The sequence below is a fragment of the Paraburkholderia sp. J69-1 genome (assembly GCF_905220255.1).
Taxonomy (GTDB): Bacteria; Pseudomonadota; Gammaproteobacteria; order Burkholderiales; family Burkholderiaceae; genus Paraburkholderia.
Window position 1 is genome coordinate 302024 of sequence record NZ_CAJMZG010000007.1, and the last position, 21566, is coordinate 323589.

Annotated in this window: 19 protein-coding genes; 7 read left to right on the forward strand and 12 right to left on the reverse strand. The window is 64.7% G+C overall.

The window, feature by feature from the left end; genetic code table 11:
• Positions 1-63 precede the first annotated feature (63 nt).
• From U5A67_RS15370 to U5A67_RS15380, 3 genes are all read right to left on the reverse strand, one after another.
• Entirely contained in the window at positions 64-303 is a 240-nt protein-coding gene (locus U5A67_RS15370) for a DUF2783 domain-containing protein (RefSeq protein WP_205984387.1), read from the reverse strand.
• Positions 304-411: 108 nt separating this feature from the next.
• A complete protein-coding gene (locus tag U5A67_RS15375; protein WP_321815023.1) occupies positions 412-2124 on the reverse strand; it encodes an FAD-dependent oxidoreductase in 1713 nt (570 codons plus the stop codon).
• Positions 2125-2152: 28 nt separating this feature from the next.
• Positions 2153-3112, reverse strand: coding sequence for an MBL fold metallo-hydrolase (locus tag U5A67_RS15380; RefSeq protein WP_205984389.1), 960 nt, complete (start codon positions 3110-3112; stop codon positions 2153-2155).
• Between the two features lie 328 nt (positions 3113-3440).
• On the opposite strand from U5A67_RS15380, the gene U5A67_RS15385 reads away from it, so the two are divergent.
• The 3 genes from U5A67_RS15385 (at position 3441) to U5A67_RS15395 (ending at position 6683) form a co-directional block, all read left to right on the forward strand.
• Positions 3441-4265 (forward strand): IclR family transcriptional regulator, encoded by an 825-nt coding sequence (locus U5A67_RS15385; RefSeq protein ID WP_321815211.1) that lies wholly within the window; start codon positions 3441-3443, stop codon positions 4263-4265.
• A gap of 2 nt (positions 4266-4267) precedes the next feature.
• Positions 4268-5107, forward strand: a complete 840-nt coding sequence (locus tag U5A67_RS15390) for an IclR family transcriptional regulator (protein WP_321815022.1) — start codon at positions 4268-4270, stop codon at positions 5105-5107.
• Between the two features lie 109 nt (positions 5108-5216).
• Positions 5217-6683, forward strand: a complete 1467-nt coding sequence (locus tag U5A67_RS15395; protein ID WP_321815021.1) for a cytochrome P450 — start codon at positions 5217-5219, stop codon at positions 6681-6683.
• Positions 6684-6690: 7 nt separating this feature from the next.
• Here the strand turns inward: U5A67_RS15395 and U5A67_RS15400 are convergent, their stop codons facing one another.
• From U5A67_RS15400 to U5A67_RS15415, 4 genes are all read right to left on the reverse strand, one after another.
• Positions 6691-8892, reverse strand: a complete 2202-nt coding sequence (locus U5A67_RS15400; protein ID WP_321815020.1) for a tetratricopeptide repeat protein — start codon at positions 8890-8892, stop codon at positions 6691-6693.
• A gap of 136 nt (positions 8893-9028) precedes the next feature.
• Positions 9029-9901, reverse strand: coding sequence for a MurR/RpiR family transcriptional regulator (locus U5A67_RS15405; protein WP_321815210.1), 873 nt, complete (start codon positions 9899-9901; stop codon positions 9029-9031).
• An 87-nt stretch (positions 9902-9988) separates the two neighbouring features.
• Positions 9989-11053, reverse strand: coding sequence for a sn-glycerol-3-phosphate ABC transporter ATP-binding protein UgpC (locus tag U5A67_RS15410; protein ID WP_321815019.1), 1065 nt, complete (start codon positions 11051-11053; stop codon positions 9989-9991).
• 62 nt (positions 11054-11115) lie between these two features.
• The gene (locus U5A67_RS15415; RefSeq protein ID WP_321815018.1) at positions 11116-11889 is read right to left on the reverse strand and encodes an SDR family oxidoreductase; all 774 of its coding nucleotides are present in this window, start codon (positions 11887-11889) and stop codon (positions 11116-11118) included.
• Positions 11890-12176: 287 nt separating this feature from the next.
• On the opposite strand from U5A67_RS15415, the gene U5A67_RS15420 reads away from it, so the two are divergent.
• The 3 genes from U5A67_RS15420 (at position 12177) to U5A67_RS15430 (ending at position 15348) form a co-directional block, all read left to right on the forward strand.
• The gene (locus U5A67_RS15420; RefSeq protein ID WP_205984395.1) at positions 12177-13409 is read left to right on the forward strand and encodes an ABC transporter substrate-binding protein; all 1233 of its coding nucleotides are present in this window, start codon (positions 12177-12179) and stop codon (positions 13407-13409) included.
• A 173-nt stretch (positions 13410-13582) separates the two neighbouring features.
• Positions 13583-14506: a sugar ABC transporter permease gene (locus tag U5A67_RS15425; protein WP_321815209.1), complete on the forward strand. Its 924-nt coding sequence runs from the start codon at positions 13583-13585 to the stop codon at positions 14504-14506.
• On the forward strand, positions 14503-15348 hold the full coding sequence (locus U5A67_RS15430; protein ID WP_205984396.1) for a carbohydrate ABC transporter permease: 846 nt from the start codon (positions 14503-14505) through the stop codon (positions 15346-15348). The genes U5A67_RS15425 and U5A67_RS15430 overlap by 4 nt, the downstream gene beginning before the upstream one ends.
• A gap of 78 nt (positions 15349-15426) precedes the next feature.
• Here U5A67_RS15430 and U5A67_RS15435 read toward each other — a convergent pair whose 3' ends face one another.
• The 3 genes from U5A67_RS15435 to U5A67_RS15445 form a co-directional block, all read right to left on the reverse strand.
• A complete protein-coding gene (locus U5A67_RS15435; RefSeq protein WP_205984397.1) occupies positions 15427-15630 on the reverse strand; it encodes a glycine zipper 2TM domain-containing protein in 204 nt (67 codons plus the stop codon).
• Between the two features lie 81 nt (positions 15631-15711).
• Positions 15712-16653, reverse strand: a complete 942-nt coding sequence (locus U5A67_RS15440; protein WP_321815017.1) for an AEC family transporter — start codon at positions 16651-16653, stop codon at positions 15712-15714.
• 71 nt (positions 16654-16724) lie between these two features.
• A complete protein-coding gene (locus U5A67_RS15445) occupies positions 16725-18272 on the reverse strand; it encodes a DHA2 family efflux MFS transporter permease subunit (RefSeq protein WP_241023636.1) in 1548 nt (515 codons plus the stop codon).
• 179 nt (positions 18273-18451) lie between these two features.
• Between U5A67_RS15445 and U5A67_RS15450 the strand changes: the two genes are divergently transcribed.
• Entirely contained in the window at positions 18452-18895 is a 444-nt protein-coding gene (locus tag U5A67_RS15450) for a MarR family winged helix-turn-helix transcriptional regulator (protein ID WP_205984399.1), read from the forward strand.
• Between the two features lie 39 nt (positions 18896-18934).
• Here U5A67_RS15450 and speB read toward each other — a convergent pair whose 3' ends face one another.
• Complete coding sequence (gene speB, locus U5A67_RS15455) at positions 18935-19897, reverse strand: agmatinase (protein WP_321815016.1); 963 nt, start codon at positions 19895-19897, stop codon at positions 18935-18937.
• A gap of 107 nt (positions 19898-20004) precedes the next feature.
• A complete protein-coding gene (locus tag U5A67_RS15460) occupies positions 20005-21495 on the reverse strand; it encodes an aldehyde dehydrogenase (RefSeq protein ID WP_321815015.1) in 1491 nt (496 codons plus the stop codon).
• Between the last annotated feature and the right edge of the window lie 71 nt (positions 21496-21566).

A 21566-nucleotide genomic window follows, 5' to 3' on the forward strand; every position in this document is an offset into this window, starting at 1 on the left:
CAAACGATTGCGGCGATTGTGCAGACACACACGCCATTGCGTGTGTGGCCTTCGTCATATCGCTCACGCCGCCAGCTTGCCGACTGAACCGACCGTTCCATTCGCGGGCGGCACCACCACACCGGCGCGCGCGAAGCGGATCGCATCCATCAGCGCCTCGTGCTCGCCCACGTGATTCGCCAGCAGCAGGATCAGTTGCGCGTTGGCCGACTGACTCTGCGCGTCGTCGAGATCGCGATGCATGTCGATCAGCGCTTCGTAGAAGTCGTCGGGGCGCGCGAGATTGGGTTGGGTGTTCAGCATCGTCGTCTCCTGTCCCATCTTCATTGTCTTGATTCGATTCGTGATTCGATTCGTAATAGTCTGCTTAATTGAATCGAAAGACGCCTGCGCGTCTTTCGACTCATCGCTTCAAGCCGTACCTGCCACGCACAACGCGCGCTTCAAGGCGTGCTCCACGCGCGGCGCACTGACGCGATGCCAGCGCGCGCTCACATGCTGGTCCGGCCGGACCAGATAGAACGCGCCGTCCTGCGCGCCATAACGCTGCGTCGCGAGACCTTGCACATCGCGCAGCACCTTCGTGCCTGCCGGCAAGCCTTCGGGCGCTGCGCCCTCGCCTTCGAGCACCGCCACGACATTCAGCGGCACGGCGCCGTTCGCCAGCGCGTCAAGCGCGCCGCGCGTTTCGCCATCGAGCACCGAACCCGCGCGGCAAAACAGCAGCCCTGTGAAGCGTCCGCCTAACTGCTTGAGCAGCCATTGCGCGTTGCCTTGCGCATCGGCGAGCGGTGCATCGGCGCACGAAGCACCGGGCACCATCTGCCCGGAGAAGCGGTCTTCATCGGCGGTATTGAGCGTCGATTCATGCAGCACCGCCGGCACCGAAAGACGGCCGCTATTCACCAGTTGACGCGCAAACGCATGCTCGCGCGCCAGCGTGAGCACCGCATCGCGGAACACGCGGCTCACCGCGCTTTTCGGCGTGATGAAATCGGTCGATCGCGTGGAATTGCGGATGTTTTCATCGGCGGCGTATTCGCGCTCGCTCGCGTAGGTGTCGAGCAGCGCGTCGGGCGCACGGTTCTCCAGCACCATCGCGAGTTTCCACGCGATGTTCTCGCTGTCCTGGAAGCCGCTATTCGCGCCACGCGCGCCGAACGGCGAAACCAGATGCGCCGAATCGCCCGCAAACAGCACGTTGCCGTGCCGGAAGCTATCCATGCGCAGGCACGAAAACGTGTAGATGCTCACCCATTCCAGCTCGAATTTGACGTCGGGGCCGAGCAGCGCGCGCACGCGCGGAATCACACGTTCGGGCGTTTTTTCCAGCACCGGATCGGCGTCCCAGCCAAGCTGGAAGTCGATACGCCAGACGTTGTCCGGTTGCCGATGCAGCAGCACCGACTGGTTCGGATGAAACGGCGGATCGAACCAGAACCAGCGTTCGGTGGGGAAATCCGCTTCCATCTTCACATCGGCGATCAGGAAGCGATCCTTGAACGTGCGCCCGTGGCTGTCGAGGCCCATGAGCTTGCGCACGGGACTGCGCGAACCGTCCGACGCCACCACGTAACGCGCGAGCAGTTCATAAGGACCGTCGGGCGTGTCGATTTCCAGCGCCACATGCGCATCGTCCGAACCGGGCGTGCCGCGTTGCGCAAGACCGGCCACTTTGTTTTTCCAGCGGATTTCGAGGTTCGGCAATTCCTGCGCGCGTTCGAGCAGGAAGCCCTCCACGTAGTACTGCTGAAGATTCACGAAAGCCGGACGATGATGCCCGCTTTCCGGCAGCAGATTGAAGATGTAGACCAGTTCGTCCTTGCGGAACACCTTGCCCACGTTCCAGCTCACGCCTTTTTCGACCATGCGCTCGCCGCAGCCGAGGCGGTCGAAGATGTCGAGCGAACGCTTCGAAAAGCAGATCGCGCGCGAGCCGGTGGACAGCGTGCAGTCGTCATCCACGAGCACGACGTTGATGCCTTGCTGCGCGAGGTCGATGGCGGTGGCGAGGCCCACCGGGCCTGCGCCGACCACCACGACGGGACGCACGCTTTTCTCGACGCCGTCGCCTTGTTCATGGCAACGTGCGTAGTCGAAGCTCAGCGATTGGTAGTCGATCATTGTCTCTCTCCGTCTCGTCTACGACCGCTCAATCCTGCAACGCGTCCCACATGTCCTTGTCGCGCTGCGCCGTCCAGATGCGCGGATGCGTGATGCCGCTCGCCTCGTCATAAGCGCGCGACACATCGAACGGCAGGCAATGTTCGTAGATGAAGACATGGCCGAACTTCGGGTCCATCGCTTCACGCGTGAGCGCCATCGACTGCTTCAGATCGAGCTTCTGCTCGACCGCCTTGCGCCCTTGCGCCAGCAGCGTGGAAACGAAATCCTTCGTGTAATCGAGGCCCTTGTTGACGTCGGCGGGATTGAGCAGCGCGGGGCCGCGGCCCGGCACCAGCTTTTCCGCGCCCAGCGCGCGCAGCGCTTCGAGCGTGGCGGGCCATTCGGCGAGTTGCGCATCGCCGCAATAACAGGCCGCGTCGTATTCCACCAGATCGCCCGAGAACAGCACCTTTTGCTGCGGCAGCCACACCACCGTATCGCCCTTCGTATGGCCCGAGCCCAGATGCGCAATCTTCACTTCGAGCTTGCCGAGATACAGCGTGATTTCCTTCTCGAACACCAGCGTCGGCCACGTGAGGCCCGGCACCGTTTCGACGCCGGCAAACAGGCGCGGAAAGCGCTCGATTTCCGACTTCATGTCCTGCTCGCCGCGCTCGACGATCATTTCATACGTGCCGCGGCTCGCGATGATCTGCTGCGCGCCTTCCTCGAAATACGCCGATGCGCCCAGCACGCGCACCGCGTGATAGTGCGAGAGCACGACGTACTTGATGGGCTTGTCCGTGACGCTGCGGATCTTCGCGATGAGATCCTGCGCCATGGCGGGCGTGGCCGTGGTATCGACGATCAGCACGCCGTCGTCGCCGATGATGACGCCCGAATTCGGATCGCCTTCCGTCGTGTACGCGTAAGCGTTTTCCGAGAGCTGGGTGAAGGTGACCTGTTTTTCTTCGAGGTCGGCCTGCGATGCGAACGCCTTTGCCATCTGAGTCTCCGTGTATTGGGGAGGGCGACGAGGCGAGGCAGCACGCATGCGCCGCGGGCGCACGTGATGAGACCGGCGCGCACGCGCCAGCCGGTTTTGTCTCGCCCCGTCTGGTTCTGGTTGAGCCGCTGTTCTGCCGGGGTGAGGCCATGATCGCCCCGGCAGATTTATTTGTCAATGGCGAATACACTCTCCATATGCAAATATTCGATCGCACAGGATTCGCCTGCCATTCGGTTAACATGGACCCTTTTTCAGCCCGGAACAACGAGTGAAGACCCCTCGCAACGCGCCGCCGTCCGGCCTCAAGGACCCAGCCGGTGCCGCTATCGATGTCGATGTCGATAACGCCGCCGCCGGCAAGTCGCAGCGCGGCGTCCAGAGCGTCGAAGTGGGCGCGCGCCTGCTGCGCGCGCTGGCCGATGCCCGCGTGCCGCTCGCGCCCAGCGACCTCGCCGCCGCCGGCGAAATCGCATCGAGCCAGGCGCACGCGTATCTGGTGAGCCTCACGCGCCTCGGCCTGATCAAGCGCGACGCGCTTTCCGGGCGCTACGAAGCCGGTCCGCTCGCGCTGCGTCTGGGCTTGCTGCACCTCGCGCAGCAACCCGCGCTGCGCGCCGCCGTACCGCACGCGGCGGCGCTGGCACAGGCCTACAACTGTAGCGTCGCGCTCTGCATTGCCGGGCCGCAGGGGCCGACCATCGTCCGTTACGAGCACGCCAGCCTGCCGCTGCATGTGAACCTGCACGTCGGCACGGTGATGTCGCTGCCGGCCACGTCCACGGGCCGCGTGTTCTGCGCGTTCCTCGACGACGCCACGCTGCGCGCGATGTGGGCCAACCAGAGCGCGCAGCCCGTGTGGCGCGGCACAGCCGCAGCGGATGCGCCCGCCAGCCATGCGCAGCACGACGCCGCCTTCACCGCCACGCTCGACGCGATCCGCACGCGTGGATTCGAAACCGGCGTCGATGTGCCGAGCCCAGGCGTCAGCAGCGTGTGCATGCCGGTGCTCGACGCGCAGAACATCTTGCGCGTGACGCTGACCGCCATCGGCGCGAGCGGTGCACTCGACGTGCGCCCCGCAGGCACGCTCGTGCGCGCGATGCGCGACGCCGCCCACCAGATCGCGCAAACCGCTTTCCCATCGACCTGACCATGCCCCGAGCCTCCACGCCTGCCGACCTCAACGAAGCGCCCGAAGCCGCCGGCAAACCGCAGCGCGGCATCCAGGCGCTCGACGCCACGGGCGATCTGCTGGCCGCGCTGGTCGCCGCGGGCACGCCGCTTTCGCTGCGCGACCTCGCGGCGGCGGCCGGCATGCCCAGCGCGAAAGCCTTTCCCCATCTGGTGAGCCTGCTGAAAACCGGCCTGCTGACGCGCGACGAAGCGGGCCGCTACGAAGCCGGCCCCTTGAGCCTCGAACTCGGCCTGCTCGGTCTCGCGCGTCTGTCGCCAGTGCGCGAAGCCGATGCCGAACTCGTCGATCTCGCCACCACCACCGGCATGAGCGTCGCGCTCGCGGTGCCGGGGCCGCTCGGGCCGACCGTCGTGCGCCTCGAAGAATCGCCGCGGCCGCTGCATGTGAGCCTGCGGCCCGGCACGGTGATGTCGCTGGTGAACACGGCGATCGGCCGCGTGTTCGCCGCGTGGCTCGACGACGACGTCCGCGCGGCGCTGATGGCGCAGGACGCGCTGCGCCTCGCGGGCGTCGAAACATCGCCGAGCGACGATGCACGGCACGCCGAACGCCTCGCCACCATCCGCGCGCACGGTCTCGACACCGCGCTCGACAAGCCGATTCCCGGCATCAGCACGGTGGCCGCGCCCGTGTTCGACCACACCGCCAGCGTCTGCCTCGTGCTGGCGCTGATGGGCCCGTCGGGCCACCTCGACGTCACGCGCGAAGGCAGCAGCGCGCAGCGTCTGATGGCCGCCGCCGAGCGCCTGTCGCGCCGCTTCGGCTACGTGCCGGGCGCGGCGATGCCGCCCCTGTAAGCGGCGCGATATCTTCAGCTTTATCCGCCGCTATAATCGCCTTCCAGCGCGGCGCATGGATTGTCGAACCAGCGCGCCGCCGCGTCACCCTGACCACAAGGAAGCGCTCATGAGCACGGCCTCCACCGGTTCCCGCATTGCCCTGCGCCAGGTCGCGGATCTGCCCTGTCCCCGCGGCCTGCCGCTCCTCGGCAATCTGCTGCAGCTTTCGCCCACCCGCCTGCACCTGATCCTCGAACGCTGGGCCGAAGAACTCGGCACGCCGTATCGCTTCCAGGTCGGCAGCATTCCCATCACGATCTGGACCGATACCGAGCTGATCCAGCAGATCATGCGCGAGCGTCCTCACCGCTACCGCCGCTATCAGCCGATCGAAGCCGTGCTCGAGGAAATGGGCTGCAACGGCCTTTTTTCCGCCGAAGGCGCGGCGTGGGAAACGCATCGGCGTCTCGTCATGCAAGCGCTGTCGATTCCCAACATCAAGGCGTTCTACGCAACGCTCTCGGACATCACGCAGCGTCTGCGCACGCGCTGGCTGCGCGCGGCCGAGCGCGGCGAAACCGTCGAGATGACCGACGATCTCAAGCGCTACACCGTCGACGTGACGTGCGCGCTGGCCTTCGGCGAAGATCCGCGCACGCTGGAGCGCGATCATGGCGTGATCCAGGAGCATCTGGAGCGCATCCTGCCGAGCGTGATGGGCCGCATCAACGCGCTGTTTCCGTACTGGCGCTACGTCAAGCTGCCTGCGGACCGCAAGCTCGATGAATCGCTGGAGGCCGTGCACCGTTACGTCGATGCGATGATGGCGCGCGCCCGCGAACGCATGCGCGACGATCCCTCGGAGATGCCGCGCAATCTGATGGAAGCGATGCTGGTGCAGCAACAGCAACCCGGCGAGCACGGCGGCGCGCCCATCACCGACGCGCAGATCCGCGCCAACGTGCTGACGATCCTGCTCGCCGGCGAAGACACCACCGCCGATTCGATCGCCTGGACGCTGCCGTATCTGGCCGCCGATCCGGCCTTGCAGGCGCATCTGGGCGAAGAAGCGCAGCGCGTGATCGGCAATGCGCCGGTTTGCCCCGACTACGCGACGCTCAAGGAACTCGATATTTTCGAGGCGATCTGCATCGAGGCGACGCGTCTGCGCCCGGTGGCGGCCGTGCATTCGTTCGAGCCGCTGGAAGACGTGGTGCTCGACGATGTGGCGCTGCCCAAGGGCACGCGCATGTTCTTCGTCGCGCGCCCAGCGATGGTCGATGCGAAGAATTTCGTCGATCCGCAGCGCTACGATCCGTGGCGCTGGATGCGCAAAGGCGAGCACGCCGAACATGCTGAACACGCGGGCGCGCATGACGTGCGCGCTTATCTGCAGTTTGGCGCGGGGCCGCGTGTGTGTCCGGGCCGCCATCTCGCGACCGTGGAAATGCGTCTCGCGCTGTCGATGCTGATGAACGAATTCACGATCGAAATGGCCATCGATCCGGCGAAGATCAACGAGGTGTCGGCGTTCACGATGGTGCCGGACACCATGCCGGTGAAGCTTAAAAAGCGCGTGCGGGCGGCAGTTTAGCCCGGCTTTAAGGCCCGCATCCTTCGCGGGCCGCTGCGCACCATTCGCTCCACATCTGGCGGTACGCCGCTTCCATGTTGCGGGCGAAGCGCGCCCCATCCATCAACGGCGATGCCTGCATGCGCGCGCGCAATCCTGCGCGCAACGCTGCAAGGCGCGGCAGATCGCGTGCGAGCGCGACCACTGCGGCGGCGTAATCGGCGTCGTTGTCCGCCGCCAGATCGGGCAGCCCCAGATTCGACAGCAGGCAAAGCCCGGCGCGGCTCACCGCCGTGCGCCCATAGCGCGTGGGCACGGGCACGCCCATCCAGAAGGCGTCCAGACTCGTGGTGTGGCCATTCGCCGGAAAGGTGTCGAGCGCAATATCGATCTGCGCATACGTGCCCAGATAGGCCTCGCGCTGCTGGAAACCCACGTAACGCACACGCGCCGCGTCGATACCCTGCGCACGCAGACGCGCGCCAAGACGCTCTCGCGCCTTGCCCGGCGGCGCCATCAGCACGAGACGCGCAGCGGGCAACGCCGCGAACACGCCCGCCCAGAGCGCGAGGGTTGCATCGGTCAGCTTGCAGGGATTATTCAGGCATCCGAATGTTATATAACCATTCGTCAGCGCGGGCAGCAGCGTGATTTCGGCGCCCGGTGTTAGCGCGTCGTAGCACCAGAAGGTATCGGGCAGGCGCAGCGAACGCTCGGTGTATTGATCGTCGATATGCGGTGTATCGGGCGGGTCGATCCACGGATCGGTCAGCCGCCAGCCAATCGACGGACTGCCCGTCGTGCCCGGATAGGCAAGCCACGCCACCTGAACCGGCGCGGGCCGGCGCGCGAATAGCAAGCGGCGCGCGCCATCCATATGCATCGTCAGGTCGACGAGGATGTCGATGCCGTCGTCGCGAATCTGCTGTGCGAGACGCGCGTCGTCCAGTTCGCCTGCGTCGCGCCACAGATCGGCGTGCTGCTTGAGGCGCGCGGTGATGTCGTCGCGCTGGCTGCCCAACGCGTAGCAGACGATCTCGAACGCCGCATGATCGTGGTGGCGCAGCAGCGGCGTCGTGAACAGCGACTGGCAATGGTTGCGAAAATCCGGCGATACATAGCCGATGCGCAGGCGTCGCGCCGGATCGGGCGCATTGGCGTAACGCGCGCCCGCGCTCTCGGCCAGCAACGGCGCTTCGTGCTGCGCGGCAAAACGCTCGGCTTCCGCGCGCACTGCATGGCCGTCGTCGTTAGCGAACATCAGCGAAAACAGCAGGTTGCTATGCGCGCCGCTATGCACAGGGTTGCAGGCCAGCGCGCGCCGATAGCAGTGAATCGCCGCGTCGATATCGCCCATCTTGCTGGCCGCGTTGCCGAGGTTGATATGCGCGGCGGCAAAGTCGGGCTTCAATTCGATGGCGCGCGTGAAGGCGGCGTGCGCGGCGTCCACGTTGCCCTCGTTCAGCTGCAGATTGCCGAGGTTATTCCACGCGGAAACGCGGCCCGGCTCCAGCGCAAGCGCACGTTCGAGCGTGGCGCGTGATTCGTCGATACGCCCCGCGCCCGTGAGGATCGAGCCGAGGTTCGTCAGCACATCGACGGAATCCGGCGCGAGCGTGCGCGCATGTTCGAAAACCTTGAGCGCTTCGGCGTGCTGGCGCAGATTCAGCAGCACCTGCCCCAGATTGTTCCAGGCGTTCACGTGCTCCGGCGCGAGTTCCAGCGTGCGTTGCAATACCGTCTTCGCACGGGCCAGTTCGCCCGCTTGCGACAGCATCGTGCCGTAATTGAAGTGGATGGCCGCGAACGTGGGCGCGAGCGCAATCGCGCGTTCGAAGCACAGCGTTGCTGCGGCGCGGTCGCCCGACTCGCCGTGCAAATGGCCGAGATTGTTGAGCGCGATCGGCGAATCCGGCTGCAATTCGAGCGCGCGCTGCAAGGCGCGAATGGCGATGGGCCGCTCGCCCGGGCCGAGCGTCATCGCGTAACTCACGAGAAAGCCGGGCGCTTCGTCCACCGCCAGTGCGCGTTCGATCAGCGCGCGCGCCGCGAGCCGGTCGCGGCCGAGTTCGATCACGCCGGCGAGATGCAGCGCCTGCGCATCGTGCGGATTGGCATCGATTCGCTGCGCGCAGAGCGCGCGCGCCGTAGCGGCGTCGCCGCGTTGCCAGACGGATTCGGCATCGGCGAAGGTTGCGCCGCGCACTTCGGGAGCTTGGAGAGTGGACATGATTGAAAACCTGTCACGCACCGCGCTCCGTTCATTGAAGCGCGACGTGACGGCATAGACCGCAAAGCGAATAACGCGCAAGTCTATGGACGTCTCAATATGTCCGGCTGCTTTTCTGACGGCGGCGCACGCGCCCTTATTCCTTCAGTTCGCCCACGCTATCCGAGCCGCTGCGCACCTGCGCATCGCGCACTTTTTCGAGCGTGCGCGGCGTGAGACCGAGCGCCACGGCCATCGCCAGTGCGTCGATGATCGCGAGATGCGCGATGCGCGCCACGCCCGGCGCATGCGGCTCATCCGCGACCGGCACGCGCAGCAGCAGCGGAATATCGACAACCCACGCGAGCCGCGAACCCGCATTGGTCAGCGCGATGGTGGTCGCGCCGCGCTCCTTGGCGATCTGGATGCTCTCGTTGACTTCGACGCTGCGGCCCGACTGCGAGATCGCGAATGCCACGTCGCCGGGTTCGAGCAGACCGGCGTAAAGGCGTTGCAGATGCGCGTCCGCAAACGCGCTCGCCGCAATATCCAGGCGCAGCAGACGCAGCGCCGCGTCCTGCGCCACCAGTCCCGACCCCGCGCCCACGCCGAAAAAATAGACGCGCCGCGCGCTGCCCAACGCGGTCGCCGCCGCTTCGAATACCGCCGGATCGAGCGAGGCGCGCGCATGCTTGACGCCTTGCGCCACCGCTTCCGCCACGCTGTCGAGCAGCGTGCCCACCTGCGTGACGTCGCCGCTGACGATCTCCTGAGCGGCCAGGAACGGCACGCCGCCCGCCGCGCTCTGCGCGAGGCGCATCTTGAAGTCGCGCAGGCCGTGCGCGCCCACCGCGCGGCAAAAGCGCGTGACCGAGGGCTCGGACACATCGGCGCGCAGCGCGAGTTCGGTGATGCTCGCGCGCATCGCAAAGTCGATATCGGCGAGCACCATCTCCGCGACCTTGCGTTCGGCGGGCCGCAGCGACTCCGCGACATTGCGGATGTGATGGATCAGGTTGGAGACCGGCAAGCTGTATTCCGTGGAGTAGGCCGAGGGATAAGCCATGGAAAATGCGAACGCCGCTGCATGCCGGGCACAGGCCCGGCGCTCACCACATCAATCGAGCCGCTTGCCGCTTTCGGTGTCGAACAGATGCAGGTGCGCGAGCGGCAAGCCCAGCGTCATGCGCTGGCCCGGTTCGATACCGGGCCGCGCGCGCGTCGTCACACACCATGAATTGCCGCCGATTTCCCCGTACAAGTGCGTTTCCGCGCCGGTCGGCTCGATCACGTCGACGGCGAACGGCACGTCCCCGCTGCCCGTTTCGATGTGCTCCGGGCGAATGCCCAGCGTCACGTGCGCGCCGGACTGCGCGCGTCCTTCGGGCAGCGCGATACGCACACCGCCGTCGAGTATCAGCGCTGTGCCGCGCGCGTCGCTCATCACGCTGCCCGCGACGAAGTTCATCGAAGGCGAGCCCAGAAAACTCGCCACGAACAGATTGCCGGGCTTGTCGTAGAGATCAAGCGGCCGGCCGATCTGTTCGATACGCCCGGAATTCATCACGACGATGCGATCGGCCATCGTCATCGCTTCGATCTGATCGTGCGTGACGTACACCACCGTATTGCGCAAACGCTGATGCAGCGCCTTGATTTCCGTGCGCATCTGCACTCGCAGCTTGGCGTCGAGATTCGAAAGCGGTTCGTCGAACAGGAACAGTGACGGCTCGCGCACCACGGCGCGGCCCATCGCCACGCGCTGGCGCTGGCCGCCCGATAGCGCGCGCGGCAGACGTTCGAGATAGTTCGAGAGATTGAGCATCTTCGCGGCGGCTTCGATGCGCGGCTTGAAGCCGTCCTCGCGTTCCTTGCGGATGCGCGGCCCGAACGCAATGTTGTCGTACACCGAAAGATGCGGATACAGCGCGTAGCTCTGAAACACCATCGAAATATTGCGCTGCTGCGGCGGCAAGGCATTCGCGCGCGTGCCGCCGATGGTGAGATCGCCGCCGCTGATATCTTCGAGACCCGCGATCATGCGCATCAGCGTGGTCTTGCCGCAACCCGAAGGCCCGACCAGCACGACGAATTCGCCGTCCTCGATGTCGAGATCGACGCCATGCACGACCTGGGTATCGCCGTAGCGCTTGTAGATGCCGTTCAGTTGTACCGCTGCCATGCTGTCCTCGTGCGTGTGCGTGCGTATGCGTGCGTGTGTGCTTTCGCGTGTACGTTCTTTCGTCAGATTTCGTCGAGCGTGAGTTCGTTCGCCATCAGGCGATTGCCCGCCATCAGCCCCGCATCCACCGGCAGCACGACACCCGTAATCACGCGCGCTTGCGGCGAGGCGAGAAACTGCACGGCATCGGCGATATCGTCGGGCGTGGCGACATCGCCTAGCGGATACCACTTCTTTAGTTCTTCGAAGATTTGCGGATGCTGCGCCACACGCGAATGCCACGCGGGCGTCTTGACCGTGCCGGGACAAACGATGTTCGCGCGTATGCCGTGCGGGCCGAGTTCCATCGCGAGCGCTTTCGTGTAGCTCACGAGACCGGCTTTCGCCGCGCTATACGCGGGATGGCCGAGCGCGCTCAAACCGTTCACGGAGCCGATCAGCACGAGCACGCCGCGCCGGCGCTCGATCATCGATGCGCGCACCGCTTCCACGGTGTAGAAGGTGCCGTTGAGGTTCAGGTCGACGTCGCGCCGCCAGCTCGCCGCGTCCGTGCGCGCGAGCGTAGTGCCGAGCGCGCCGCCCGCATTCGCCACGGCTACATCGACCGGCCCGCGCGCGGCCACGGCACGCGCCACGGCGTGCGCCAGCGCGCTCGCGTCGCTCACGTCGGCGGCCAGCGCCTCCATGCGATCGGCACCGAATTCATCGGCCAGTTGCTGCACCGCCGCGGCTTCGCGATCGAGCGCGAGCACCGTGTCGCCCGCATCGACGAATCGTTTGCACAGCGCGCGGCCAATCCCACCGCACGCGCCCGTCACCAGCACCACCCGACTCATGGCCGACTCTCCGCTTGATGATTTCCGGCGCGGCGCAGATGCAAGCCGGGCCTGTAAATTTCCAACAGCGTTACGTTTTCAATCGTTTGACTAGCGCGGCAAATGAATTGACACACAGGCATCCCAAATATTGGAATACGCGAATTTCCCCATGTTTTACGGCATCTTATGCAAATTCAGGAGCCGAAAACAATATCGCGATTCCCAGGTGACAACGCTTTTTTCATCCTGTAGGATTTTTTCAAACAACGCAAGGCCAGCCAGATAACCACGTTAGGAGAGACAGAATGGCGTTTAAGGCACGTGCATCCACCACGCTCGGCAAGCTCGCCGTCGCACTCGCGTTCGCGGGTATTACCGTCGCGGCGCATGCCGATACCGTTCGCGTGACCGTCGCCCACTACAGCGACGCCACCGCCCCGTACTTCGAGAAAATGGCCAAGCAGTTCGAGGCCGCCAATCCCGGCACCACCATCAAGATCGAAGACGTGAACTGGGATTCGCTGCAACAGAAACTGCAGACGGATATCTCGGGCGGCGCGAATGCCGACCTCGCCATCATCGGTACGCGCTGGCTGCTGGACTTCGTGAAGGATGACATTGCCGAGCCGCTCGATCCCTATATGGACGCCAATTTCAAGGGCCGTTTCATCGGCCCGTTCCTGGCGCCCGGTGAAATCAACGGCAAGATCTATGGCCTGCCGATCGCCGCTTCGGCGCGCGCGCTGTACTACAACAAGGACATGCTCGCTTCGGTGGGCTATCCGAATGGCCCGAAGACCTGGAGCGACGTGATCGACGCGTCGAAGAAACTCAAGGCCAAGGGCATCGCCGGTTTCGGCCTGCAAGGCAAGGAAATCGAAACCGACGTGTACTTCTATTACGCGCTGTGGACGAACGGCGGCGACGTGGTCGGCAAGGACAACAAAGCCGCCTTCAATTCGGCCGCCGGCGTGAAGGCCGCCACGCTCTACAAGACCATGATCGACGAAGGTCTCACGGAACCGGGCGTGACCGGCTACAGCCGCGAAGACGTGCAGAACCTCTTCAAGCAGGGCCGCGTGGCGATGATGATCTCCGCGCCGTTCCTCGCCAAGCAGTTGAAGAAGGAAGCACCGAACATCAAGTACGGCATCGATCCGATTCCGGTTGCGACAACGCCCGCCACCTACGCGGTCACGGATTCGATCATGATGTTCAAGAACTCGAAGGTGAAGAAGAGCGCCTGGAAGTTCCTCGACTTCCTGTTCACGAAGCAGCCGCGCGTGGAATTCACCAGCACGGAAGGCTTCCTGCCCACCACCAAGGCTGAAGCAACCGACCCGGCCTTCCAGGACCCGGACACCAAGGCTTTCGTCGCGCTGCTGCCGCACGCGAAGTTCGCGCCCACGGTCACTGGCTGGGAAGACACCGCGAAGGCCGTGAGCAACGCCATGCAGTCGATCTACCTCGGCAAGGCCAAGCCTGCCGATGCGCTGAACCAGGCCGCGACGGAAGCGAACAAGTCGCTCGGCAAATGACGTAGCCGAACCGGTGCGTGGCATGGCGCGAAGCCATGCCACGCACCGGTTTTCCGGATTACCTCACGCCACACCGGACGCATCACGACATGACTACCGGTCCCCTGAAGCAGACGCCGCCCGCCACTCCGGCGCCAGGCGCCGCGACCGACCCCACACGCGCAAGCACCCGCATGAGCCGTCCAAGCCGCCCCACCCGCGCCGAACGCAATATCGCCGTGCCCCGCGCTCCCTGGCTGCTGATCGTGCCGAGCCTCGTGCTCGCGCTGTTCATCATCAGCTATCCGATCTTCAACATCGTCTGGCAATCGCTGCACGATGTCTCGCGCTTCGGGCAGATCCGCGATTTCAGCGGCTTGCAGAACTTCTATAACGTGTTCGGCGACCCGGTGTTTCTGAGCGCGCTAAAAAACACCGTCATCTGGACGTTTTGCGTGGTGGTGGGTACGGTCGGCATTTCCGTGCCCGTCGCGCTGGTACTTAATCAGGACTTCTATGGACGCGGCATCGCACGCACGATCGTCATGCTGCCATGGTCCGTTTCGCTAACCATGACTGCCGTGGTCTGGCGCTGGGCCTTCAACGACGATTACGGCATGGTCAACGTCACGCTGCAGAAGCTCGGCCTGATCGCCGGGCCGATTCACTGGCTCGCCACGCCCGAGTACGCGTTTCCCGTTGAAATCGCCGTGGGCATTCTGGTGTCGATTCCCTTCACCACGACGATCTTCCTGGGCGGCCTTTCTTCCGTGCCCGGCGACATCTACGAAGCCGCGCGCATCGACGGCGCCAGCGCGTGGCAACAGTTCCGGCAACTCACGCTGCCGCTGCTCAAACCCTTCATCAACATGGCGATCCTGCTCAACGTGATCTACGTGTTCAACTCGTTCCCGATCATCTGGGTGATGACGCAAGGCGGCCCGGACGACAGCACGCACATCCTCGTGACGTATCTCTACGAACTCGGCTTCCGGCTCGGACGTCCCGGCGAAGCAGCCGCCGTCTCGCTGATCATGCTGCTGATCCTGTTCGCGTTTTCGGTGGCGTATCTGCGCGTGCAGGCCAAACGCGGCGGCGCTGAAGGAGACCTCGCATGAACCGCAAGCTCAAACGCTCGCTCTGGTGCTGGCTCGCGCTGTCGCCGCTGGTGGTGGCCGTGCTGTTCCCGTTCGCGGTGATGTTCTTCACGTCGTTCAAACCGGCCAACGAAGTGTTCGTCTATCCGGCGCGCTGGCTGCCCGTGCATTGGCGCTGGGAAAATTACGTCGATATGTGGCAGGCCGCGAATTTCGGCGTGGCGCTGCGCAACAGCATCGTGATTTCGTTCCTGTCGACGGCGCTCGCACTGGCCGTCAGCCTGCCCGCCGCGTATGCGCTCGCGCGTTTTCCGTTTCGCGGACGCGGCGTGTACCGGCAATTCCTGCTCGTCACGCAGATGCTCTCGCCGATCCTGCTGGTGGTGGGCCTGTTCCGCCTCGCCGCCATGATTCCTTATGGCGACGGCAATCTCGTCGATTCGAAGATTGGCGTGATCGTTTCGTATGCGGCTTTCAATATCGCCTTCGCCGTGTGGATGCTGTCGTCGTATTTCCAGACGGTGCCGCGCGATCTGGAGGAATCGGCGTGGCTCGAAGGATGCAGCCGCTCGGGCGCGGTGTTTCGCGTGTTCCTGCCGCTGGCGATTCCGGCCGTGGTGGTGACGGCCATCTTCACGTTCATCAGCGCGTGGAATGAATTCGCCGTGGTGTACACGCTGATCCGCTCGCCGGAGAACAAAACGCTCACCGTGCAGGTCACCGATATGGTGGCCGGCAAATACACCGTGGAATGGGAACTGGTGATGGCGGCGACGCTCGCGGCTACGCTGCCGGTTTCGGTGGTGTTCGCGTGGTTGCAGCGATATATGGTGAAGGGGCTTGCGCTGGGCGCGGTGAAATAAATCTGAACAATGCGGCGTCAATGCGTCACGCAAAACCTCGCCACGAAAAAGCCCGCTGACGCCGCATTGATCCGTAGATTACTTGCTGAGTTCGTGGCCGATCACGCCACCGGCCACCGCGCCGCCCACCGTTCCCACTGCGCTGCCGTTGGTGGCCTTGTTGCCCACGTAGCCGCCCGCCGCCGCGCCGCCTAACGTGCAAGCGCTCGCGCCCAAAGTCAGCGCGGCGAGCAGGCCAACTCCTATTGCGCGCGCGGCGCTGCTGTTTTTAAGCCATCTCATCGCCTTTCTCCTGATCGATGCATGGCTCACGTACCGCAAACATCGTGCCGCGCGCACTCGTGGCGGTTTTACACCGCGCGTCTAGCCGTGGTGCAGATGCAGCAAAATCAGCGTGAGCGTGACGAGCGAGCCTAGCGTCGAATGCAGGATCGTGCGGCCCGTTACGTGTGCTTCGCGGCGATAGTACTCCGCGAGCATGTACGGCCCGGTGCCGGTGGGCAACGCGGCGAGCAGCACGGCCGTTTCCACCAGTTGCGGCGAGAGGCCGAACACGCGGTCCGCAAGCCACCACGTCAGCGCGGGCTGCGCCACCAGCTTCGACAGCGTGATCCACCACGACGATTCCGGCGGCGCATCGCTTTTCGCGCGGCGCTCGGCGAGGAATAGACCCAGGCTCACCAGCGCGCAAGGGCTGGCCGCGCCGCCCAGCAGCTTCAGGAAGGTCTCGGCGCTTGCGGGCATCGTCAGATGCGCGCCCGAGGCAATCGCGCCCAGGGCGGGCGCCACCAGCAGCGGATTGCGCATCAGCGAACGCGCCACCTTGATCAGCAACCGGTGCGGACGGCGCTCGCTTTGCAGGCCGGTTTCGATCAGCACAATGGCGATGGCGAACAGCACGCACACCACGAGGATCGTGGCGATCGTCACGGGCGTGAGGCTCGACGGTCCGAACGCGATCATGCACAGCGGAAAGCCCACATAACCCGTGTTCGGATACGCGGCGGCGAGGCCGTCGATACTCGCATCGGCAAGCGGGCGGCGCAGGAACAGGCGCACGGCCACCACGACCGCGAACACCACCAGGCCCGCGATGCCGAACGCCGCCAGAAATGCGGGTTGATACAGCTCGTGCCACGTTGCGTGCGCAAGGATATCGAACAGCAGCGCGGGCAGCGCCAGCCAGACCACGAAGCGATTGAGTTCGGAGGCGGCCGCGGGGCCCAGCACGCCAAAGCGGCGGCAGGCGAAACCGGCCAGGATCAGGCCAAAAACGGGAAGCAGGATAGAGACAGCGGAGAGCATCGGCGTAGCGGTAAAAGCGGCGCCGCGCTTCCTTGCGGAAAGGCGCGGCAGCGGTGAAGAAAGCGTGGCGGTCAGTCCATCGCCGCGTGGCTCGTATCGACGGCCGCACCGCCGCCCGAAGGCCGGATCAGCACGAGCAGCGGAATCACGAGCAGCGTCGCGACAAACATCATCTTGAAGTCGTTGAGGTAGGCGATCATCGTCGCCTGCTGCGTGATCGACTGGTTGAGCACGGCGAGATCGTAGCGCGAACCGGCGGCGAGCATCGGCTGCATCATCGGGTTGAACGGCGTGACGTTGGCGGCGAGATCCGAATGCGCGATCTGCGTGCCGCGCGTCACAAAGGTCTGCACGATCGAAATGCCGATACTGCTGCCGATATTGCGCATCAGGCTGTAGGTGGCGGTGCCGTCGGCGCGCAATTGCGGCGTGAGCGTGGAGAACGTCAGCGCCGAAAGCGGCACGAACACGAAGCCCAGACCAAAGCCCTGCACCACGCCCGGCCACACGATATCCGACTCCGACAGCACGATCGTGTACTGCATCATCTGCCAGAGCGCGTACGCGGAAACCACAAAGCCGAACAGCAGCATGGCGCGCGCATCGACATGCTTGAGCAGGCGGCCCGCAATCAGCATGGCGATCATCGTGCCCGCGCCCGACGGCGCCGTCACGAGGCCCGTGGTGGCGACCGGATAACCCATCAGGTTCTGCAGCATCGGCGGCAGCAGCGCGCGCGTGGCGTACAGCACGGCGCCGATCACGAAGATGAAGAACGTGCCGGTGGCGAAGTTGCGGTCTTTGAGGAGCTGGTAGCGGAAGAAGGTGGTCGGCCCGGAACTGGCCGTATGCACCACGAAGAACGCGAACGCCAGCACGGAAACCAGCGCCTCGATGCGGATTTCCAGCGAGCCGAACCAGTCGAGTTGTTCGCCGCGATCGAGCAAGGCCTGCAAGGCGCCGATCGCCAGCGCCAGCGTGGCGAAGCCGAATACATCGAAACGCGTCTGGCCGGCGCGTTCGCGCGCGGGCAGGAAGGTCGAGACGCCGAAGAACGCGAACACGCCCACCGGCACGTTGATAAAGAACACCCAGCGCCAGTTGTAGCTGTCGGTGAGCCAGCCGCCCAGCGTGGGCCCCAGCACCGGCCCGACCATCACGCCCATGCCCCAGACCGCCATGGCCTGTCCCTGACGCTCGCGCGGGTTGATGTCCAGCAGGATCGACTGCGAGAGCGGCACCAGCGACGCACCGAACACGCCCTGCAGCAGCCGCGACGCAACGATCTCCCCCAATGTCTCCGACAAACCGCACAAGGCCGAAGCCACCGTGAAGCCCGCGATTGCCGCGCCCAGCAACTGCTTGACGCCGAAGCGGTCCGCGAGCCAGCCCGTGAGCGGCGTGGCAATGGCCGCCGCGACGATATACGAGGTCAGCACCCACGTGATTTCGTCCTGCGACGCCGATAGCGTGCCCTGCATATGCGGCAGGGCCACATTGGCAATCGTGCTGTCGAGCGTCTGCATCAGCGTGGCGAGCATGATCGACAGCGTAATCATGCCGCGGTTCAGGGGCGCGGCCTCACGTTGCGCGGCCGTGCCATGCGGGACTGCGGTCATCGTGGATTCGAATGAGGGGTTCGAAAGCGGGATTCTGAAAAATGATAAGCATGCTTATTATACGAATCGGCCCCTGTTGCGCAATCGGAAAGAATCCGGCCTTTGCGTGGCGGATTCGCGTGCGCTGCAGTGCGCCCACCGGTGAAACGCCCACCCAGCCCGCCACTTATAATCGCGGCATGACTACCGACCTCGAACAACGCTTCGGCTTCTTGATCGTCGACGTGGGCCGCCTGTACGGCAAGCGCTACGACGAGCTGGCGAAGTCATCGCTGGAACTCACGCGCGCGCAGTGCCGCATGATTGCCTACCTCGCCCACTATGGCCCCATCAATCAGGCGAGCCTCGCCGAACGGCTCGAAGTCGCGCCGATTTCGGCGGGACGGCTGCTGGAACGCATGGAAGAAAGCGGCTGGGTGGTGCGCGAAGCGAACCCGGACGACCGCCGCGAGTTGCGGGTGAGCCTCACGCCCAAGGCGGCGGGCGTGCTCACGTCCGCGCGGCGGGTGGGTGACGAAGTGCAGGACGAAGCCCTGGCGGGCTTCACAGCGGAAGAGGCCGAGCAGTTCGGCGAGATGCTTCAGCGCGTGCGTGCCAATCTCGGGCTGCTGGTCGAGCGCTGAATCGCAAGGCGCGCCGCGCTGTGAGCGGCGGCGCGTTTTTTATTTGCCCGCAACCTTGCGCTGGCGCCACAGGCACAGCAGGTCGCTCGCGAGATGCGCGGCGGCCAGCGCCGTGATCTCGCTCTGATCGTAGGCGGGCGCGACTTCCACCACATCGGCGCCGATCAGGTTCACCGCCTCCAGACCGCGCACGATCGCCAGCGCCTGCGCCGACGACAGACCACCCGCCACGGGCGTGCCGGTGCCCGGCGCGAAAGCCGGATCGAGACAGTCGATATCGAAGGTAAGGTACGTTGGGCGCTCGCCCACGATCTCCAGAATGCGCTCGCGCGCGGCACGCGGGCCGTTTTCGTGCACCCACGCCGCGTCGAGAATATTGATGCCGAGAAAGTCGTCGTTCCACGTGCGGATGCCCACCTGCACCGACGTCTTCGGATCGATCAGCCCTTCTTTGACGGCCTTGTAGAACATCGTGCCGTGATTGAGACTGTCCGCATGATCGTCGGGCCAGGTATCGCAATGCGCGTCGAAGTGGATCAGCGAAAGCGGCTTGCCGTACTTTTCCGCGTGAGCAATCAACAGCGGATAGGTGATGAAATGATCGCCGCCGAAGGTGAGCATCTTCGCGTTCGAGCGCAGGATCGTGCGCGCATGCTCGATGATCGCGGGTTTGATCGAGAGCGGATTGTGGGCATCGAACCAGCAGTCGCCGTAATCGGTCACGGCCAGCGTATCGAACGGGTTGAAGCCCCACGGATAAGGATGCAGTTCCGCTAACTGCACACTGGCCGCGCGGATCGCCGACGGCCCAAGTCGTGCGCCCGAGCGGAACGTGGTGGCGAGATCGAGCGGCACGCCGGAAATGGCCACGTCCACGCCGCTCAGATCGCGCGTGTAATTGCGGCGCATGAACGACAGCACGCCTGCGTAGGTGTTCTCGATGGAAGAGCCGTAAAGCGCGCCGCGACGGATCGCGCCGTCGCCGTGGATCGTGTCGTTCATGTGCGGGAACTTGTTATCGGGCCGGTCCCGTGTATTGAAGGGCGAACGTGGCGACGCGCCTTGACGCGCCGCCACGCAGACTGCCTTGGCGCAGACTTAATGCAAACTTAGCGCAGACGCACGAGCGTCGATTTTAGTTCGGTGTACTTTTCAAGTGCATGCAGCGACTTGTCGCGACCGTTGCCCGATTCCTTGAAACCGCCGAACGGGAAGTTCATGTCGCCGCCTTCGTCGTAGCAGTTGACCCAGACCGTACCCGCACGCAGACGGCGCGAAATCTCATGCGCGCTCGTGAGGTTCGAGGTCCACACGGCTGCGGCCAGGCCGTAATCGCTGTCGTTGGCGATACGCACGGCTTCGTCGATGGTGCTGAACGTAATGACCGAGAGCACCGGCCCGAAAATTTCCTCGCGGGCAATGCGATCGTCGTGATGCGTTTCGAACACGGTGGGCTCGACATAGAAGCCGCCCGTCGACTCGTTCACACGCTCGCCGCCCATCAGCAGCTTCGATTCCTTGCGGCCCGCCTCGATATAACCGAGCACGCGCTCCATCTGGATCTTGTCGACGATTGCGCCCATCGACACGTTCGGATCGAGAGGATTGCCAGGCTTATACGCCTTCGCGGCTTCCACCAGCTTTGCGAGGAACACGTCCTTGATGTCGCGATGAACGAGCAGGCGCGAACCGGCCGTACACATTTCGCCCATGTTGTAGAAAATCGCGCCCGCTGCCGCGCTGGCCGCGCGGTCGAGATCCGGGCAGTCCGGCAGCACGATGTTCGGCGACTTGCCGCCCAGTTCGAGCCACACGCGCTTGAGGTTCGACTGACCCGCGTACTGCATGATCTGCTTGCCGACGTTGGTCGAACCGGTGAAGGCGATGCAGTCCACGTCGCGATGCAGGCCCAGCAGCTTGCCCGGCTCGCCGCCGCCAGGCAGCACGTTGAATACACCCGCGGGAATGCCCGCTTCGTGAGCGAGTTGCGCCACGCGAATGGCCGTGAGCGGCGACTTTTCCGAAGGCTTGAGCACGACGCTATTGCCTGCCGCGAGCGCGGGGCCGAACTTCCACGACGCCATCAGGATCGGGAAATTCCACGGCACCACGGCCGCCACCACGCCGATCGGCTCGCGCGTGACGAGACCCACCAGATGATGATCGGCCGGCGCGACTTCGCCGCCCACCTTGTCGATGGCTTCCGCGAACCATTCCACGCAATAGGCCGCGCCCGGCACGTCCACCGAAGTGGTATCGCCGATAGGCTTGCCGGCGTCGAGCGTTTCGAGCAGCGAAAGTTCGTCGAGGTGCTCGCGCATGAGGGTGGCCCAGCGCTGCAGAATCGCTTTACGCGCGCGCGGATTCAGGCCCGCCCACACGCCTGCGTCGAAGGCACGGCGCGCCGCTGCAACGGCTGCATCGACATCTGCTGCACCGCAATCGGCCACGTTGGCGAGCACGCGGCCGTCGATCGGGCTCACGCAGTCGAAGGTGCGGCCCGAGTAGGCGTCGCGATACGCGCCGTCGATGAATGCGCGACCTTCGATCGACAGCGTCGCGGCCTTGTCCTGCCAATAAGCGAGAGTTTTCTTTTCCATCAGGATGCCTCAATGATTGACGATCCATCCTGCGCGCCGCGCTTCGCGCCGCTTTGGAGAAGCGGCACACG